Annotated in this window: 16 protein-coding genes; 12 read left to right on the plus strand and 4 right to left on the minus strand. The window is 36.3% G+C overall.

Annotated features, from left to right (window positions below):
* The first annotated feature begins 87 nt into the window (after window positions 1–87).
* The 4 genes from resB (at window position 88) to ACM26V_RS01340 (ending at window position 5,602) form a co-directional block, all read left to right on the plus strand.
* Entirely contained in the window at window positions 88–1,746 is a 1,659-nt protein-coding gene (gene resB, locus ACM26V_RS01325) for a cytochrome c biogenesis protein ResB (RefSeq protein ID WP_416149666.1), read from the plus strand.
* Window positions 1,730–2,914: a c-type cytochrome biogenesis protein CcsB gene (ccsB, locus tag ACM26V_RS01330; RefSeq protein ID WP_416149667.1), complete on the plus strand. Its 1,185-nt coding sequence runs from the start codon at window positions 1,730–1,732 to the stop codon at window positions 2,912–2,914. Before resB ends, ccsB begins: the two co-directional genes overlap by 17 nt.
* A gap of 178 nt (window positions 2,915–3,092) precedes the next feature.
* A complete protein-coding gene (locus ACM26V_RS01335) occupies window positions 3,093–3,809 on the plus strand; it encodes a response regulator transcription factor (protein ID WP_416149668.1) in 717 nt (238 codons plus the stop codon).
* Window positions 3,809–5,602, plus strand: coding sequence for an ATP-binding protein (locus ACM26V_RS01340; protein ID WP_416149669.1), 1,794 nt, complete (start codon window positions 3,809–3,811; stop codon window positions 5,600–5,602). Before ACM26V_RS01335 ends, ACM26V_RS01340 begins: the two co-directional genes overlap by 1 nt.
* Window positions 5,603–5,849: 247 nt before the next feature.
* On the opposite strand, the gene ACM26V_RS01345 is transcribed toward ACM26V_RS01340, so the two are convergent.
* Complete coding sequence (locus ACM26V_RS01345; RefSeq protein ID WP_416149670.1) at window positions 5,850–6,371, minus strand: MogA/MoaB family molybdenum cofactor biosynthesis protein; 522 nt, start codon at window positions 6,369–6,371, stop codon at window positions 5,850–5,852.
* A gap of 164 nt (window positions 6,372–6,535) precedes the next feature.
* Here ACM26V_RS01345 and ACM26V_RS01350 point away from each other — a divergent pair, with 164 nt between their 5' ends.
* Entirely contained in the window at window positions 6,536–7,093 is a 558-nt protein-coding gene (locus ACM26V_RS01350) for a cob(I)yrinic acid a,c-diamide adenosyltransferase (RefSeq protein WP_416149671.1), read from the plus strand.
* Window positions 7,094–7,255: 162 nt separating this feature from the next.
* Here the strand turns inward: ACM26V_RS01350 and ACM26V_RS01355 are convergent, their stop codons facing one another.
* The gene (locus ACM26V_RS01355) at window positions 7,256–8,074 is read right to left on the minus strand and encodes a SurA N-terminal domain-containing protein (protein WP_416149672.1); all 819 of its coding nucleotides are present in this window, start codon (window positions 8,072–8,074) and stop codon (window positions 7,256–7,258) included.
* A 422-nt stretch (window positions 8,075–8,496) separates the two neighbouring features.
* Here ACM26V_RS01355 and ACM26V_RS01360 point away from each other — a divergent pair, with 422 nt between their 5' ends.
* Window positions 8,497–9,192, plus strand: a complete 696-nt coding sequence (locus tag ACM26V_RS01360; protein ID WP_416149673.1) for a FadR/GntR family transcriptional regulator — start codon at window positions 8,497–8,499, stop codon at window positions 9,190–9,192.
* Between the two features lie 42 nt (window positions 9,193–9,234).
* The gene (locus ACM26V_RS01365; RefSeq protein WP_416149674.1) at window positions 9,235–9,888 is read left to right on the plus strand and encodes a Crp/Fnr family transcriptional regulator; all 654 of its coding nucleotides are present in this window, start codon (window positions 9,235–9,237) and stop codon (window positions 9,886–9,888) included.
* 41 nt (window positions 9,889–9,929) lie between these two features.
* On the opposite strand, the gene ACM26V_RS01370 is transcribed toward ACM26V_RS01365, so the two are convergent.
* Window positions 9,930–10,178 (minus strand): ferredoxin, encoded by a 249-nt coding sequence (locus ACM26V_RS01370; protein WP_416149675.1) that lies wholly within the window; start codon window positions 10,176–10,178, stop codon window positions 9,930–9,932.
* 308 nt (window positions 10,179–10,486) lie between these two features.
* Here ACM26V_RS01370 and ACM26V_RS01375 point away from each other — a divergent pair, with 308 nt between their 5' ends.
* The 5 genes from ACM26V_RS01375 to ACM26V_RS01395 all read left to right on the plus strand — a co-directional run bounded on the left by ACM26V_RS01375 (window position 10,487) and on the right by ACM26V_RS01395 (window position 14,434).
* A complete protein-coding gene (locus ACM26V_RS01375; RefSeq protein ID WP_416149676.1) occupies window positions 10,487–11,494 on the plus strand; it encodes a helix-turn-helix domain-containing protein in 1,008 nt (335 codons plus the stop codon).
* A complete protein-coding gene (locus ACM26V_RS01380) occupies window positions 11,491–13,026 on the plus strand; it encodes a RecQ family ATP-dependent DNA helicase (RefSeq protein ID WP_416149677.1) in 1,536 nt (511 codons plus the stop codon). The genes ACM26V_RS01375 and ACM26V_RS01380 overlap by 4 nt, the downstream gene beginning before the upstream one ends.
* A gap of 3 nt (window positions 13,027–13,029) precedes the next feature.
* Window positions 13,030–13,611: a lysostaphin resistance A-like protein gene (locus ACM26V_RS01385; RefSeq protein WP_416149678.1), complete on the plus strand. Its 582-nt coding sequence runs from the start codon at window positions 13,030–13,032 to the stop codon at window positions 13,609–13,611.
* A gap of 60 nt (window positions 13,612–13,671) precedes the next feature.
* Window positions 13,672–13,914, plus strand: a complete 243-nt coding sequence (locus ACM26V_RS01390) for a hypothetical protein (RefSeq protein WP_416149679.1) — start codon at window positions 13,672–13,674, stop codon at window positions 13,912–13,914.
* Window positions 13,915–13,978: 64 nt separating this feature from the next.
* On the plus strand, window positions 13,979–14,434 hold the full coding sequence (locus ACM26V_RS01395) for a DUF2663 family protein (RefSeq protein ID WP_416149680.1): 456 nt from the start codon (window positions 13,979–13,981) through the stop codon (window positions 14,432–14,434).
* Between the two features lie 29 nt (window positions 14,435–14,463).
* Here the strand turns inward: ACM26V_RS01395 and ACM26V_RS01400 are convergent, their stop codons facing one another.
* A complete protein-coding gene (locus tag ACM26V_RS01400; protein ID WP_416149681.1) occupies window positions 14,464–14,673 on the minus strand; it encodes a hypothetical protein in 210 nt (69 codons plus the stop codon).
* Window positions 14,674–15,157 lie beyond the last annotated feature (484 nt).

Consider the following 15,157-nt stretch of genomic DNA (forward strand, 5'->3'; position numbering starts at 1 on the left):
AGAGAGAGACAATTTGGCCACAAAACAGCAGTGCAAGTGGTGGAGTCATTAAATGGGTTAATTCCGGAAAGCTAGTGGGGGATTAAAATGGAAAACGTCAAATGCGAATGCGGTCATGTCAACCCATATGGGACATATTTATGTGAATCTTGTGGGAAACCGTTAAAAGAAGAAAAAGGAAAGCTTGCAAACATGCGTTATGAAGGTGTAGCAAGAAGGTCACAAACTTATAAAAGGTCACCAATAGATAGAATTTGGAACTTTTTTTCCTCAGTTAAGATTGGTATCTCGATTATTGTGTTATTACTAGTGACATCGTCTATGGGAACTTTATTTCCTCAAGAGATGTATATCCCAGCTGGCGAGAGCCCAACGCTTTATTATGAGCAGGAATACGGGTTGTTTGGAAAACTTTATTATCAATTAGGATTTCATAATTTATACAGTTCATGGTGGTATATGCTGTTGATTGCCTCCTTAGGTGTGTCTCTTGTGATTGCTAGTTTAGATCGGGTTGTTCCCCTCTACAGGGCGCTTAAAACACAAAGAATCTCTAGACACGAAGGTTTTTTAAAACGTCAGAGGTTGTTTGGGCAAACGGATAGTATCGCTAATATTGATGAGGAGATTGACAAGGCCGAGAAGTTACTAATAAACAAACGGTACCATGTTCGGAAAGAAAATGGGCATATTCTTGCTGAAAAAGGACGCTTTGCAAGATGGGGTCCTTATGTCAATCATGTTGGTCTTATTATCTTTCTTATTGGTGGAATGTTGAGGTTCTTTCCTGAGATGTACTTAGATGAGCATATTTGGGTTCGCGAGGGAGAGCAAGAAGTAGTAACTGGAACTAATGGTGAGTATTTTTTGAGGAACAATAACTTTTTGGTTGAATTATACGATGAAGAAGATGAGAAATATAGAGAAGCTCTAGAACGAACGCAACAACCTGTAGTTAAAACCTACCAAACTTCAGCGACATTATTAAGAAGAACTAGCGATGGAACTATTGGAAGTGACACAGAACTTGAAGAGGTAAAAGATTATGAAATTCGCGTAAATGACCCATTAACTTTCGAAGGCTTCTCTTTATATCAAGTTGATTATAAATTAAATGAATTGTCTCAGTTTACCTTTACATTGGAAAGTGACACGGTTGATGCGGATTTATCTAATATAGAATTTACCGTAGATTTAAATGATCCGCAAAAGACATATGAATTTGATAATGGGTACAGAGTGGAAATTATGGATTATTTCCCTAATTTTGTCATTGATGATAATGGAGAACCGACAACGGTGAATCGTATACCAGATAATCCTCGCATTATTTTCGAAGTGTTTCCACCTGGAGCTGATGAAGATGAAGGGGAGATCAGTTTAATTGGTGTTCGGGTTAACGAGGCGCTCAATGGTGAGAATGACCATGTGATACGCATGTCAGGTGTTGAGATGGTTGATGTAACCGGATTAACGATTAGGAAAGATCGGACTCTTCCTATTATCTCATTAGGAGGAATTATCTTTATGATAGGTTTTATTCAAGGGTCTTATTGGCATCATCGACGGATATGGATCCAAAATCGTGAAGGAACATTGTTATTGGCTGGCCACGCAAATAAAAATTGGCAAGCACTGAAAAAAGATTTTCAGCTAATTTCTGATAACACTCATATTCCTTCACCAATAGACCAAACTGAAAAGGAAAATGAAGGAGTGAGTCAGGACGATGATTCTACTAAGTAGCAATGCCATGTACGTCGCATTCTTTTTGTCTTTGGCAGCAACGATTCTTTTCGCTGTCTCTATTACAGGAAAGAAATTCAAAAATCAAAAGGGTATGGAAGTGAATAAGGCAGGACTGTTAGGTTATATAAGCGCAATATTAGCTTTTATTGCGATGATTACTTACTTCGCATCAAGATGGATTGGCGTAGGATATGCACCAGTTAGTAATATGTTTGAGTATATGACAGCCTTAGGGATCGCGATTACCTTAGGATTTATTATCATTTATGCAATCTATCGTAACAATTACATTGGTTTGTTTGCGATGCCAGTAGTGATGCTGATTATTGCTTATGCTTCTATGTTCCCAGGTGATGTTCAACCGCTAATCCCAGCTTTGCAATCTCATTGGTTAACGATTCATGTGATAACAACGGTTATTGGCCAAGGGATTCTCGCTATTGGTTTTGTGGGTGGATTGGTATATTTAATTCGCGTGATTAATTTTAAGGAAGCGTCTATCAAGGTAAAAGGTGTTGAATTTATCTTGTTTACGTTATTAAGCACCTTAGCATATGTTTTACTCGGGATTGGCTTCGGTGCAACTGATTACCAAGCAACGTTTGAATATGTAAATGAACAAGGAAATCAAGCAGAAATTAGTTATTATTTCCCACCATTAGTTGGACCTAATGAGGGGCAATTAATTTCTGATCAAGGGATGTCACCGCTAGTAAATGCCCCAGCAATAATAGAAAGCGGGGATTTAAATACGGTTATTTGGGCTATATTAGGTGGTCTTTTCTTATATGGTGTATTACGGCTTATTTTTAGAAAGCCTGTCGGTGCAACGATTCAACCTATTTTGAAAAATGTGAATCCTCAAACAGTCGATGAGATTAGTTATCGAGCAATTGCGATTGGGTTACCAATTTTTGCTTTAGGTGGCTTAATTTTCGCGATGATCTGGGCGCAAATTGCTTGGACAAGGTTTTGGGGATGGGACCCAAAGGAAGTTTGGGCTCTAGTTACATTCCTATTCTATGTTGTTTATTTACATCTAAGGTTATCGAGAGGATGGCATGGAGAAAAGAGCGCATGGTTATGTGTAATTGGTTTCGCCTTAATTATGTTTAATTTGGTTTTTGTCAATCTAGTAATAGCAGGATTACATTCATATGCATGAATATAAGAGCAGTACCTATGGAGAATTAAAGTAGGGCTGCTTTCTTTTATGGTGATAACTATACATTCTAATTGCGTAACGAACATGGTACAATTAATTTAGAAAAGCTATTTAACTCAGTAAACCTACTTATGATGAAAGTTGATATTTAAGTAGGAGTCCTAAGGGGGAAGAAGCAATGCAAGATCAGCCAAAAATTTTAGTAGTTGATGATGAAGAACGAATTAGACGGTTGCTTAAGATGTATTTAGAGCGTGAAGAATATGATGTTGATGATGCAGAGAACGGTGAGAAAGCTCTTAAAATGGCATTAGAAGTAGATTATGATTTAATAGTTCTTGATCTTATGATGCCAGGTATTGATGGAATAGAAGTGTGTGAAGAAATTCGTAAACATAAGGCAACGCCCATTATTATGCTTACTGCTAAAGGAGAAGAAGCCAATCGTGTCCAAGGTTTTGAAGCGGGAACAGATGATTACATTGTTAAACCATTCAGTCCAAGAGAAGTAGTTCTTCGTGTGAAAGCGTTACTACGAAGGGCTTCTTCAACAAAGTTTTTACAGACGGAAACGGCGACAAAAGACGTACTTGTTTTTCCTCATTTGACTATTGATAACGATGCTCACAGAGTAACTACAGAAGGTAAACATATTAATTTAACACCAAAGGAATATGAGTTACTTCTATACCTTGCTTCAGCGCCAGATAAAGTATTTGCAAGAGAGCAGTTATTGAAAGACGTCTGGAATTATGAGTTCTTTGGAGATCTTCGTACAGTTGACACTCATATTAAACGACTACGTGAGAAGTTGAATAAAGTATCTCCAGAAGCGGCAAATATGATTTCAACCGTTTGGGGTGTTGGTTATAAATTTGAGGCTGTGAGAGACTAATGATGTTTTGGCGAAGTGTCGTGGGCAAGTTATGGTTTACGATTCTCCTCCTCGTATCTGTTGTACTCGTCATTTTAACTGTCTTGTTATTGCAATATTTCGAGAGATTTCATACGGATCATGCTGAGGGAGAATTAATGAATCATGCTTCTCTTATTGTCACGTTACTAGAGGATGGAGAAACGGATGATGCGGCATTTTCCATGAGTAGAATGATTTCTGAGACATATTCAACAAAAGCGTTGATTTTATTGAATGAAGATGAGTATTGGTATACTACTGACAAAAGTATCGATGACTTGCCGGTTAATATTTTTTATGAAGATGAAAATTTAGCTAAAGTTATCGAATCAAGTGAAACTGTTGTTACACAAGGCAATTATACGTTCGATGTCAGTGGGAAAGAAGTAACAGAAGAGGTCATGGTAGTCGGGATTCCGTTTCAATTAGCTACAGAAGAAGAAGGTTCTTTGTTTTTGTACCAATCTCTTGATGTTGTCGAAGAAGCGTCAAATCAAACGAAAAACATTATTTTCTTATCTGCTGGAATCGCAATTATTCTAACGACAGTATTTGCTTTTTTCTTAACGACGAGAATTACAGCCCCGTTACGAAAAATGAGGAAGGCGTCCTTGGAAGTTGCTAAAGGTAATTTTAATACAAAAGTTCCTATTTTGACAAACGATGAAATTGGATTATTAGGGATTGCATTTAATCGAATGGCTCGTGCTTTAAACACTAACTTAAATGCATTGAACCAAGAAAAAGAGCAGTTATCGCGAATTTTAAGTTCCATGGCCGATGGTGTCATCACGCTTGATCGCGATGGTGCTGTGATGGTGACAAACCCTCCTGCGAATGAATTTATTGGAGCTTGGCTATATGAACAAGGATATGAGGTAGAAGAATCAGGACAACTTCCTGAGCAATTGCAAAATCTATTTGAGCGAGTAGTTGAAGAAGAAAAAGAGCAAATGGGCGAAGTCGATGTTCAAGGTAGAAGTTGGGTCATTTTAATGACACCTCTATATGATCAATCGCATGTCCGAGGCGCTGTGGCAGTACTTCGTGATATGACTGAAGAACGTTTGCATGATAAGTTACGAAAAGACTTTATTGCTAACGTGTCACATGAGCTTCGCACTCCGATATCAATGTTGCAAGGATATAGTGAAGCGATTGTTGATGATATTGGTGGAAGCGAAGAAGAAAAAAAGGAATTGGCTCAAATTATTCATGATGAATCATTACGAATGGGTCGATTAGTTAATGAATTGTTAGATTTAACTAGAATGGAGGCTGGTCACATTCAATTGAATGTCGAGCCTCTTGAAATTGAAGAGTTTGCCTACAGAGTTGTTCGCAAATTTCAAGGTGTTGCGAAAGAACATGATGTAAATCTCATCGGAGATATTCATTCAATTGACAATCCTGTTCATGCTGACTCTGATCGAATCGAGCAAGTTGTAACAAACTTGATAGATAATGCGATTCGTCATACTCCGGATCAGGGGTCTATAACTCTTCGGTTAGAACCGTTTCATAACGGTGTAAAATTAGAAGTTGAAGATACTGGGGCCGGGATACCTGAAGATGATCTTCCGTTTGTTTTTGAGCGCTTCTATAAGGCGGACAAGGCGAGAACAAGAGGAAGATCTGGTACTGGATTAGGATTAGCAATTGTTAAGAATATTATTGACGCTCATGGTGGAAAAGTGTCAGCTCATAGTAAGATAGGTGAGGGAACGACATTTTCAGTCTTTTTACCTTACGGATCAACATTGGAAGAGTAAAAAAACAAGAAAAATCTTGTTCCACAAGTAACAATAAAGTGAGCAGGCCGCCCCAAAATATATTTTGGGGCGGCTATTTCGTATTAATTACTTGTGGTGGACACTGTAGAGCTAAAAACCATGTTGAGTGTCCCGAATCGGAGAGTTGCAGGACACTGTAGAGGTGAAAACCATGTTGAGTGTCAGAACCCGAGAGATGCAGGACACTCGACACAGCCTAGATCTGCAAGTGTTCCAGATTAAATTGTTAATATTTATTTTTGTCTTTATATATTTCTCGCATCACATGTGGCAACTCTGGAATAATTAACTCCTTCATGGCTAATTTGACTGCACCTGACGACCCTGGTGTGGAGAAAATAGCCATATGACCCCGAACCCCGGCAATGGCTCGGCTTAGCATAGCGGCCGGGCCTATATCTTTCTCATAGCTCAAATAACGAAATAATTCACCAAATCCCGGCAATTCTTTGTCAAGCATGACGGAAACAGCTTCATATGTCGTATCTCTAAAAGTGATGCCTGTTCCACCATTTAAAAGAAGTGCTTCAATGTTGTCGTTGTTATCTGCGTATCGAATCCACTGTTGAATATCTGTAAGGCTATCTTGAACGATCTTGTGTGTAACAATAGAATGTCCTTCTCTTTCTAGCATTTCTATCATTAACTGTCCACTTTTATCAGTTTCCAATGTTCTAGTGTCTGATACCGTTAAAATCATACATGCAACTTGATTAGGCGCTTCTTGTTTATGTTCCTCCACACTCATTTTTTACCTCCTTCTTGCTTGTACTATATCCTATATTTTACTAGGAAAGACGTTGTGTAACAATTAAAATTTTGTATGATACTAATTGCTTCTGTGTGCTATTTATTTGTATTGTTTGTATAATAAAACCTAGTAAGAGTATGAAAAAAATGGAGGAAGATTGTATGAAGATCTATACAAAACAAGGTGATCATGGAAATACCCAGTTGATTGGTCAAAAAGTAAAGAAAACACATGAACGTGTCGAAGCATATGGCACAGTTGATGAATTAAATAGTGCGATCGGTCTTGCAATAACGTTCCTAAATAAAGAGATTCACATCGATATGATAGAAAATTTGACAAAAATTCAACATGAACTTTTTGATCTCGGGGGTGATTTAGCTAATGTCACAGATAATCAGAAGTGGGCAGTAAAAAAAGAATATATTGATGATTTAGAAAAGAATATTGATAAATATTGGGAAGAGGCGCCGGAACTTAGAAAATTTATTTTACCAGGTGGCGAAAAGGGGGCAGCTCAACTTCATGTTTGTCGGACAATTGCAAGACGAGCAGAGCGTCTCGTTGTTAAAGTAGATGAACAAATGGATACACCGCCGAATGCGATTGCTTATTTGAATCGCTTATCAGATTACTTCTTTGCGGTAGCAAGAGCCGTAAATGTAAGATCCGGAACAGATGATGTCCTTTATGAACGTGGAAGTGACGTGTTTAAGTAGCACAATCTTTCAGGATGATTTCTTCACTTTGATCCTATTCTAAAAGTTTAAGTTAGTTACCAATAACTCTTTAAAATAAAACAAACACCCGAATTTGAAAATAAGGGTGTTTGTTTATTAGGTTTATCTATCTGGATATTCACTTGAGAAAATTACAAAACATTATATAAGATTTTCAATGTCAGCATCTTCACGAAGTTGTTCAAAAAATGATTGGAATACTTCTGAATCATTTTGCTCTTTTACTATTTCTTCAATTTCTGGTTTTATTTCATCAAAAGATGGAATTTCTTCTTCTGAACCCATTTCCTCTTGCTGGGCTACTAACTGATCATAAAACTCTTCTATTTCTTCGTCTGTAGGTTCAGTGTCACCAGACTCAACAGCAACAAGCTGATCTATCTTCACTTGTGTTTCAATCTGACTCATAACTTCATCTTCACTCATACCTTGTTCTTCTAAAGCAGCAAGAAAGTCATCCTTTGATTCGAGCCCATTATTTATTGCTAAACCTTCTAAGGTTTCATCGATTTCTTCTTCTGTTGCGTCAAAGCCACGGTTCTCTGCTTCTTGTAAGAGAATTTCCGTAGAAATCAGATTTTCTGCAACCCTTTCTTTCAAATTGTCTTGGTCAACTTCTTGACCGGACATCATTGATTCCATGGAAGCTTGCTGAAATACTCCAACGTAATTGATTTCAAATTCTTCCTTTAGTATTTCTACGCCATTTACTATTGCAACAACGTCAGGAACATCTTCTAAGTCAGGCTCAGGCATTTCTGGCATTTCCGGCTGTTCCGCAATTTCTCCGTCTTCAGCGTCTGAAACGTCATTATTGCCCTCTTCATCAACGATATTTTCTTCATTATTATTTTCTCCGTTGTTGTTATTATCCGCATCATTCTCGCCTCCGCATGCAGCTAAAACTAGTGCTGCTGAAAGTGGAAGAGCAAGGAATGCTTTTTTGTTAAACCTCTTCATGTCAAAATCAACCTTTCCTTTTCTATGTTATTGCATCGCTTTCTGCATAAGTACAACTTTACCATAGAAGAAGGATAGAATTCAATTTATTAATTCCTTATTAATGTATGTTTTAGAGAGGTTTAAATCCTTGCAATATACTATAAATATTTATATTTACCCAAAAGGAGATTTTATTGTTAAAATGTGGAATAGCTGTATACTCCCATATTAACGGTTATCGAAAGAGAGGCTTATTTTATTTGACTCATATTGATACTTTTAAGTTTTATAGGTACAATTTATCTATACTATTGAAACAGATTTTCCCTGCCATTTTAAATAAAACAAGAAATTACCGCGCTTAATTCGTATTACGAATTTTTCAGCTTCGCAACTCGTACCTTGCGAAAACATATGAATAGCAAAAAGGGGGAACGGTTGTGATCAAGCAAGTCAAGACTAAAAAAATTTATGAAATTGTTGCCGAACAATTAACTGAAATGATTAAAAATAGTGAATTTGACGTTGGCGATCGATTACCTTCTGTCCAAAAGTTAGCTGAAGAATTTCACGTAGGACGTTCAGCGATTAGAGAAGCTTTAAGCGCAATGAAAGCGATGGGTCTGATTGAAATACGTCAAGGTGAAGGCACATTTGTTAAAAAAACTGATTTTGACCTTTCAAAAACGATGATTCCGTCAGTTATGGCACATAAAGATTTACAACAACTTTTTCAGGTAAGGAAGTTTAATGAGACTGGTGCTGCTCTGCTAGCATCCTTAAACCGAACAGATGATGACTTAGCAGAGCTTGCACAAATATTGGTAGAAATGAAAGATGCAGAAGGAAATGGACAATTAGGTGAAAGAGCGGATATTGATTTTCATATGGCGATTGTGAATGCGTCAAAAAATGATATGCTTTATCGGTTGATGACGACGGTATCAGATACAATGAAAGAATCAATGAAAGAAGCCCGTCAGTTGTTCATATATTCAGATCCACAGCGAATGAACGAACTTTACGATGAACATATGAAGATTTATCAAGCCGTTAAAAAGCAAGATGCAGACGGAGCATATAAAGCAATGATGGACCACATTGTAGGTGTTGAAAGCGACTTATTTAGAAAATAAAAGCGATGTGATGATGAATATAAAAGAAAGAAGGAAATCTTTATGATCAACTGGATAAAATACTTGCAAGCATCCCCGTTATTTGAAGGGTTGACTGAAGACGAACTTAATCCAATTATTAAGATGAGTCGTATACAAAATTTAAATGATAAAGACCGTTTGTTTTGGGAAGGGGAAGAGAAACGTTCCTTTTACGTACTTGGAAAAGGAACAATATTAATTAGTAAGCTTACGGAGGGGGGAGATGAAAGTCTCATTAACGTCTTGGGTGAAGGAGAAATATTTCCTCATACTGGATTCTTTCATCGTTCGCCCTATCCAGGCACAGCGACTGCAAAAAAAAATGTCTCGGTCTTAACGATTCCTATTGAAGGATTTGAATCATTTATCCGTGAAAAACCAGAGATTGCTTTTAAAATTATTCAAGTGATGAATGAAAAAATTGTTTACTTACAAAGAAAGTTAAACGAAGTTCTCTCACTTAATGTCGAGTCGCGGTTACGATCGACATTTTCATATCTGAATGAAGTTCAAGGAAACGTCATTCAATTAACTCATCAAGAACTAGGAAATATTATAGGGGCATCAAGAGAGACGGTAAGTCGTCAGTTGAAAAAGTGGGAACGTGAAGGTTTTGTGGAAGTGAAAAAAGATCGTGTTGTCATCAAAACGAAATTTGACTTGAGCGGGTATTAGTAGGAAAAAACCACCGATTTCTCGGTGGTTTTAAATATACTCTATTCGAATTTTAAAGCATCTCCATCAAATGACTCTTCAGCAATTTTGATAGAGTCTGTTGGACATCCGTCTAGTGCATCTTCCATATCTTCATAAAGATCTTCTGGAACTTCTTTAGTACCTTGGTTATCATCTAAGATTACCCATGCAATTCCGTCGTCATCGTAATCATAAATGTCTGGAGCTGCTGCTCCACATGCGCCACAGGCTATGCATGTGTCTTTATCAACGATTGTATACTTTGCCATAACAAAAAACCTCCCAATGCAGTATAATATGAAAACCCATAATAGTTCTCTCTCTCTTTATTAAAGGTCAAATTACCAAGAACATCTTCAGCATGAAGGTTGTTCTTTCTAAACCCATTGTAAAGCTTCTTACATGACTTTTCAATAGAAAAAGGTAATTAATAATCCTTATCAACAAGGGGAATTAACTTGGATGAGTGATACATTTCACTTATAATTAAGGTCTAATACTTGTAAAGGAGAAAAAAATGAACAGTCTTCATTATATCTTATTACAATCTGTTTATAAATTGCAGGGAGAAAGATCAATGAATGGAATTATTCATATCTTAAGAGGAAAAAGGTCTGCACAAACGATTCAAGATATTTCACTATTTAAATTGGAGAGATGGACGGCTATTTTGAAAAATGAATCAAAAACGTTCGTAGATCAAGGCGTTCATGATCTAAAAAAATATCATCTTATAGAAGAGCACGATAAGAAAGAAGTAACTCTATCCCCTGCCGGGAAACAGTCACTAGATTCGCTATCAGACAGTTTTGAAATGCCACGTTCGTTTAATGGCTTAAAATATGAATGGAACGAATCAAGAGCTTACTTTTGGGAACATTTGTCCTTGCTCGTACAATCCATATCATTTATAAAAGAAAGGCAATATACATTTATCCCAATAAGTTATAATAGAGATGTTCAGAAAAAGGTTAAACAATTATTGAAGAATAAAAATAACAATTTGCAACAACTCGGTTCACAACTTTATACAGAATTAGGAACAATTCTCGGGTTTTTACCAGAAAAAGAAGCAGAGTTATTTGTAAGTCGTTTAACTTCTTTTTTTCGTGTAGGTCGAACATTTGACCAATTGTCTGTCAGTTATTCTGATGATCCTTTGTTTACAGCGATTGCGTTTCGATCGATCATCCATGAGATGATGAATCGAGTTGCTGAGACTCCTCGTTCCTATCCACTTCTTTACTCGCTAATTAGTGAAAATGAAGAATTAGCTACGGTTACTAAAACGTCAGCAGTGACAAAAAAATTATTAGCTAGTGGACATACAATACAACAAATTGCTGTTAAAAGACAGCTTAAACTAAGTACGATAGAAGATCATATTATTGAATTGTCGATCCACGATTCAAATTTTAATTTTACGGATTTTATTACTACCGAGCAAATGAAAGAAATTCGTGAGTATGCCGACAGATTAAGCACAAAGAAGCTAAGACCGATTAAGGGTGAATTAGGGGATAAATATACATATTTTCAGATTCGCTTAGCCATCTCTTCTCAAAAAGGAGAAAAAAACTCATGAAGTCTTTGCAGGATGCATTACAAGAAGAGTTCGGATATCAACAGTTTCGTGAAGGGCAAGAAGAAATTATCGAAGCTGTATTAAGTGGAAATGATGTTTTGGCTGTGCTCCCTACAGGAAGTGGTAAAACAATCTGTTACCATTTACCGGCGAAATTATTAGGTGGATTGACGGTGGTTATTTCACCACTTGTATCGTTAATGGAAGATCAAGTTACGCAAATGAAAGCGAGTGGCGATAAGGCTGTTGCCCATATTAGTAGTCTTGTCAGTTCTCAAGATAAAAAGGAGATTTTGAAAGACCTTAACAACTATCACATGATCTTCGTATCTCCTGAAATGATCTCTGTTCCATATATTAAACAACTATTAATGCGACAGAAAATTGATTTATTTGTAGTAGACGAAGCTCATTGCATCTCCCAATGGGGACACGAATTTAGAACAGATTATTTACGATTGAGTGATGTTCGGAAGCAACTAGGAAATCCACCTTGTTTAGCATTAACAGCAACAGCTACCTTAGAAGTAGAAAGAGATATTCGTCATCATTTAAACATGAAGAATGGAATCGTTTGTCGATTTCCAGTGAATAGACCAAACATCTTTCTCGAAGTTGAAACTGTCGAATATGAAAAGGAAAAAGACGAGTTATTCTTACGTAGAATGGAGACGATTAAGTATCCGACGATTGTATATTCAGGTACAAGAAAACGCGCGGTTTATTATGCTGCAATGCTTCGAAAAAAAGGTATGCAGAAAGTTGCCTTTTATCATGGCGGGATGGATAAAGAAGATAGATTACTTATTCAACAACAGTTTATACGTGATGAATTAGATGTAATTTGTTGTACGAATGCGTTTGGAATGGGGATCAACAAGCCAAATGTTCGCTCAGTTATTCATTTAAATCTTCCTTCTTCTGTTGAACAATACGTGCAAGAAATCGGTCGTGCTGGACGTGATAACAATCAAAGCTTAGCGCTTATAATTAATTGTGAGAAAGATCGAATTCTGCCACTTTCTTTTATTGAAAATGAATTTCCTGAAAATTATTTGATTGAGCAGTTGATGAGAGATACTATCATAGAGGGAAGAACAGTGGAGGAAGTTCAACAACTGAATCAAATGAATGAAACGCAATGGAAGATGCTTGTATATTATTTAGAACAAATAAATGTCATAAATAATAACAGGTTTATTTTATTAGGGAGAGAAGAAGAGGTATTAGCAGAAATTATTGATTATTTTGAGAAACGAAAAAGTGAAAAAATCATTCTCTTAGACCAAATGAATAGGTTAATAAAGTCTGAAGCTTGTATCCGTGCAGATATTGCTACTTATTTCAGTGATCCAGTCATTGACTCTCCAAATTGGTGCTGTTCATACTGTCATTCTTCCAACAAGTTTAATGATTGGTTCAAATTAGAAATTGATAAATCACCGCATTTAATAAAAATGCCGGTAGCAGAGCTAAAAGATGATTGGAAAAGTAGGTTAAAAAACATGTTATTAATAGAAACGGAGTCATGAAAAGTGAGTAAACAAGCTGAGCTAATAGCCAAGTTAACGGACAAAGAATTGCTACTTAATTTGTATGTGACACAGATTGCAATGCTAGGGATTGCTATTTTACTTAGTTGGTTGTTAGGAAATCCACTCCTTCCGTTTGATTACTTTTATTTTCATATCAATCACTTATTGATTGGGCTTATATTTGGAGTTATTATCGTTCTTATTGAGGTTTTTCTGTACCAAAAACTTCCTCGCAGTTGGTTTGATGATGGAGGAATAAATGAACGGATTTTCTCAAATCGTCATCCAGTGCACATTGGGGTTTTATCATTGCTAGTTGCATCAAGTGAAGAAATATTATTTCGTGGACTGTTACAATCACAATTTGGAATATGGGTTGCTTCCTTCCTGTTTGCGGTAATCCATTTTCGATATTTAACGAATAAGTTCTTGTTATTATTCACAGTAGTATTGAGTTTTTCGCTAGGCGCCTTATTTTTATTTACTGAAAACTTATTAACGGTTATCGTCGCTCACTTTGTAATTGATTTCTTGTTAGGTTTATTCATCCGATTAAAAAATGGCAAGGAACATTATGAATAGTTCTGCTAAATAAATAATACTAAGAATCCGATGATAGATATGAAAAAGAGGGTGATTACATTGTCAGAGAAATTGGATAGTAAGGTTGAAGAAAACGAACATGGGGATGATGAATCAATGCATCATGACTCTGTTGATGTTCAAGGTCTTCCGTCAAGAAAAGAGACACATAAAAGAATTTCTCGAAAATCACGAGTAAATAAACCTAAAAAAAAGAGAATTCGTTTTCCTTTAGTTAGAGTTTGGCTTATTTTATTTTTGCTATTGGTAGTATTAGTCATTACGTATCCAATATGGGGTTAAACATAAGCAAGAATATCCTATTTTCGCCTCCTCATGCATAGACTTTACAGAGGAGGTGGACTAGTTGGGAGAAGAAAGGCGCATTCAAATCGATAGCTTTGAAAACATTGACAGTGTTGAAACCTATTTGATCAATGCGATTATCAAGGCAAAAAGCAAAGAATCAAAAGTTGGGAAGAGACTCTGGCGAGCTGGGTTGTATGTTTTAGCTTCCGTTGCAGGTTTTATGTTTTATTTGTCAACGCAATGGGGGACACTTACAGAGGGCCCAACCTTACTGGCCGGTGTTGCTAGTGATCCGGTAGTGCTTGTTTTCATGACTTTGTTAGGGATTAGTTATGTAAACCTACAAAACATAAAATTTAAGTTTGAAAAAGCTGAAAAGGACTATGATCAATTGAAAGAAGACATGATTGATCGTGCCAGTGAAATCTGGTCAACGCCAGAAAAATGGAAAGAACGGGCGCGGATTTTTAATGAATTAAAGACTAAATATGATATAAATATTTATCACAAATAAATCGAGGTCGTGATCACGACCTCGATTTATTATTTTATTAAGAAAACAACTTTATTTCTATCAAATTTTTTTCCGTTCACAATAGCATGTTCTACGTTCCATTTTTGTAATAAACCAAATGCAACAGTTTTACATTTATTGGGGCAAAAAACGGCAACTGGTAATCCATACTTATTAAATTCTCTGAAATCTTCATCAGTGACGAGAAACTGGTTATGCTGACTTTGTAAATCAAGCAAACTCTCCACCTCCAATAAACTGAATTTTCTGATAAGGTAATTATATACGTAGTAGCTTGATTATTTCAAGCTACAGAAAACAGAATTTTTGAAAATTTAAGCATTTATAGTGGGATATTTTGTGCGAATATAATTATACCTGAATTATTCATAAAGAAGTAAGAAGTAAGATATGCTAGACATATGGGATGAAAAAAATAATTTTTCACACAATTTTCAAGGGACACTCGATCCACTATAGGCGATGCCTTTCCGCGCCAGATGCTTCAGTCATTCGGGGAAAAGTGGGAATCAGGAATTCGGACTGTTAGAGGAATCGGAATAGGGAAACGGTCTGAATCAGATGATGTAGTCTACATGGCTACTTTCTTATTTTAGGATGAAAAAATATGCATTAAAACAACAAAGTTCTTTATTTATATATATAACGCCGAAGACGAATGGGATTTCTAATGATAAGATAATATCTAGTCGGTATGTTAGT

The sequence above is a fragment of the Salipaludibacillus sp. HK11 genome, from assembly GCF_047795645.1.
Classification (GTDB): domain Bacteria; phylum Bacillota; class Bacilli; order Bacillales; family Salisediminibacteriaceae; genus Salipaludibacillus.